This is a genomic window from Psychromonas hadalis ATCC BAA-638 (assembly GCF_000420245.1).
GTDB classification, from domain to species: Bacteria; Pseudomonadota; Gammaproteobacteria; order Enterobacterales; family Psychromonadaceae; genus Psychromonas; species Psychromonas hadalis.
On the sequence record NZ_ATUO01000242.1, the window covers coordinates 1 to 3,451 of the forward strand.

A 3,451-nucleotide genomic window follows, 5' to 3' on the forward strand; every position below is an offset into this window, starting at 1 on the left:
CAGATAGTAAAACCAATGAAATACCCGTCATGCAGTCTATTTTGGATCACTTAGAAATCAATGGCTCAGTTATCACTGCCGATGCAATGCATTGTCAGAAAAAAACAGCTGAAATAATATGTGAGAAAAAAGGTGATTATGTACTTCAGGTAAAAAAGAATCAGGCCACATTATTAGAAGAGATAAAAGCATACTTTCATAAAATACGAAGAGATGATCCTTTTCTCTTAGATAGTTATGACGATGTAGATGGCGAGCATGGTCGAATTAATGAATATCAGACGTCAATTACTTCTCATCTCCTAAAATTAACCTCTAAAACAATAGTAGCATTGCGCATCAAGTGTAGCAAATCACCACACTATTACAAAGTAGCGACAGAGTTGCCTTTTTTATTTCTATTCATCCAAAAAAGCAGTGGTTGCAAGGCACTGTAACAAGCGATACCTAACGAGCAGACAATAATCGATAATCCAACTTGAAAAGTGATCTCCTGTTGTAAAAATATAGTCGCTAAAAAAGCGGAAACAATCGGCACCAGTGCCATGATGGTTGACGCCGATACCGCGCCCAACTTGGTAATCGCATAGGTCATAAAAAACAGCGCGATAATACTCACGACAATGCCTTGGTAACCCACCTGCAACATAATTTCATAAACAGGGGCATTAACAATATTGCTCGGCAGAAAATACCAGATTGGCGTGAAAAATAGTGCATTAATCAGGGGCACCGCAATCATGATTTGTTTTAACTCTATCTTCCACATTTTCATAGAGATAGAGTAAAACGCCATAAATAATGTCGCTAATAACAACCACAAAAGAGCCGCCAATGTTGCACCCCCTGAGCTAGTGAACAGTAAAAAATTAGCTGCAAGGATCAATACGATACCAATATATTGAGATATATTTAAACGTGTTTTATTCCAAAAATAAAGAAGTGTGGCACACATTATGGGTAACGTGCCATTTATCACCACACCTGTATTAGCGGCATCAGACATCTGTAGGCCGATTAATCCTGCACAAACATAAAACGTACCACAGGCTAAACTGCAAGTGATAATTGGCACGTTAAACAATGATTTTAATGGAAACTTACTCAGCAAGGCATAAGCGAAAACAGTTAAGCCCGCGGTGGCAAAACGAATACCCGTTATATCCCACACGGTTAATGCTCGCGAAAGCCCCCACTTAGAGATAATGATCCAGCCAGACCAAATCACTACTACCATAAGACCTGCCAATAAACCTGAGATTTTATTAAACTTAATCGATGAAATCATGTTCACCTCCTTGTTATCTCTTTCATAATCAACTTTTTATCAACGGACGATCACCATACTGACAAATAGAGGACAAAGCGAGTTATTTTAAAAATGAACTGCTACACTCAATCTTATTTTCTTATTACAGGTACTTCCTATGTTCGAACTCAATTTAGAGATAAACCATTTTCTTGATACTTACTGGCAAAAAAAACCAACCGTTATTAAACAAGGGTTTATCGATTTTATCGACCCCATTCTTCCCGATGAGATTGCGGGTCTTGCGATGGAAGAGGAGATTGAGAGTCGCCTTGTCTATCGTGACGAAAAACAGCAATGGCAAGCGGAATGTGGCCCCTTTGAAAGCTTTGAGAAACTAGAGAGTGATGGTGCAACTCTACTGATTCAAGCGGTTGATCATTGGCATGAAGATGCACAACAACTAGTGCGCCCTTTTCGTTTTTTACCCAACTGGCGTATTGATGACTTGATGATAAGTTACTCCACACCCAAAGGCGGCGTTGGCCCACATATCGATAACTACGATGTGTTTATTATTCAGGGTATGGGAAAACGTCACTGGCGTGTTGGAGAAAAACACCCCATTAAAAAAGAGTTTGCAGCACATGGTGCATTAAAACATTGTGAACCCTTTGATGCCATTATTGATGTTGAGCTTGAACCGGGTGATATTTTATATATTCCTGTGGGTTTTCCCCATGAAGGTTATGCCGTTGAGCCATCAATGAATTACAGTGTCGGTTTTCGCGCACCCGATCAAAATGACTTAATAAGTAGTTTTGCCGATCATTTAATCGACAATAATGAAAAACCCTTGCGTTATAATGATATCAACATGCAGATGCGTGAAAAAACAGGCCAAATAGAGACACAGGAACTAAACGAGCTACATCGTGTGATGCTTGCAAACTGTGCCACGCCAGAGCAATTAATCCCTTGGTTTGGTAAGATGGTAAGTGAAGCAAAACATGACTTAGATATCGCTACTCCCGAGGTAAAACACAGTGAACAGGATATCTTAGCAACTTTCGAAGAGGGCGCGCAATTTACCCGTTTGGGCGGGTTACGCGCAGTCTATTTTGAGTTATCACCCGAGCTTCTGTTTATTAATGCAGAGCAATTTAGTTGTGAAGGTTTTACTGAATTAGGCCATCATCTTTGTGATCAAGATAAAGTAGGTAGCGAGGTAAGTGAGCTATTACAACAAGATAAGCAGGCCTTAACCCTATTTACTCAGCTAGTTAATTTAGGTTATTGGTACGCAACTTAATCACGTTGAGCATAGCCCTCCTGCTACGGGAGGCGGGCTAAAATAAATTAATGACGCCTAAATAGAGTGAAACCATTCCTACCAGACTCATAAAGACTCCCGGCAGATAAAACAGTACTTTTTGGCAAGATTCATAAGTGAGCAGTTTTTTAGCTAAACCTGCATACGCCACCATAATTATCATATCAACCACTAACCAAATAGCTAAAAAGATCATAGATTGTTCGACAAAAGGTTGCTCTGTAATAATAAAAGAGGGCAAAAATGCTAGGAAAAACAGAATATCTTTAGGGTTCGATAACCCCACTTTCATGGTGCGCCAAAAACAATCATGGTGATGCGATTTAGCGGTCGAGTGTTGCACTTTACTGCGTAATATCGACAAGCCTAAATAGGCTAAATATAAACCACCAAGGATCCTGCCCCAATCTAACAGCGCTTCGTCAATGACCAATGCAAAATGAATGACTAACAATGAACATACTAATAATAAAAAAGCAGAAAGAGCCCCCCCCAAAATTGTCCCTGTCGGCCAGCCATGCTTTGAGTCAGAGATAACCAGTGAGATAACGGGCCCCGGTGATGAGATCAATAATGCGATAGAGATGGTGTAAGTAATATATAAAGAGAGCATTTACATACCTCCAAAATAGAGTGGGATTAATCTAAAATTCGTCTGGCTTGCCAATATTTTTTCTTCCAATAAACATTATTAAGTGATGAGGTGATCACGCCTTGACTGGTCGAGGCATGGATGAATTTATTATCTCCCATATATACCCATGATACTTCAAGATGCAAAGTCAGCAAGGCAAATTGTATCAAGATAGTAGGCATAAAATTGAAGCCTAGTTATTCTAAGTCGAAATTTTATAACGACGTAGATTGGT

Annotated in this window: 5 protein-coding genes; 2 read left to right on the forward strand and 3 right to left on the reverse strand. The window is 39.5% G+C overall.

Annotation, left to right across the window (positions count from 1 at the left end):
- On the forward strand, window positions 1-437 hold a 437-nt coding region (locus tag G322_RS23080; RefSeq protein ID WP_156873997.1), incomplete at its 5' end, for an ISAs1 family transposase.
- Here the strand turns inward: G322_RS23080 and G322_RS0118125 are convergent.
- The gene (locus G322_RS0118125; RefSeq protein WP_022943102.1) at window positions 365-1,288 is read right to left on the reverse strand and encodes a DMT family transporter; all 924 of its coding nucleotides are present in this window, start codon (window positions 1,286-1,288) and stop codon (window positions 365-367) included. The genes G322_RS23080 and G322_RS0118125 overlap by 73 nt on opposite strands.
- Window positions 1,289-1,427: 139 nt before the next feature.
- On the opposite strand from G322_RS0118125, the gene G322_RS0118130 reads away from it, so the two are divergent.
- A complete protein-coding gene (locus G322_RS0118130) occupies window positions 1,428-2,561 on the forward strand; it encodes a ribosomal protein uL16 3-hydroxylase (RefSeq protein WP_022943103.1) in 1,134 nt (377 codons plus the stop codon).
- Window positions 2,562-2,598: 37 nt separating this feature from the next.
- On the opposite strand, the gene G322_RS0118135 is transcribed toward G322_RS0118130, so the two are convergent.
- Window positions 2,599-3,195 carry a LysE family translocator gene (locus tag G322_RS0118135; RefSeq protein ID WP_022943104.1) on the reverse strand — a complete coding sequence of 199 codons (597 nt, stop codon included), beginning with the start codon at window positions 3,193-3,195 and terminating at the stop codon, window positions 2,599-2,601.
- Between the two features lie 26 nt (window positions 3,196-3,221).
- Complete coding sequence (locus G322_RS23085; protein ID WP_084683730.1) at window positions 3,222-3,398, reverse strand: NlpC/P60 family protein; 177 nt, start codon at window positions 3,396-3,398, stop codon at window positions 3,222-3,224.
- Between the last annotated feature and the right edge of the window lie 53 nt (window positions 3,399-3,451).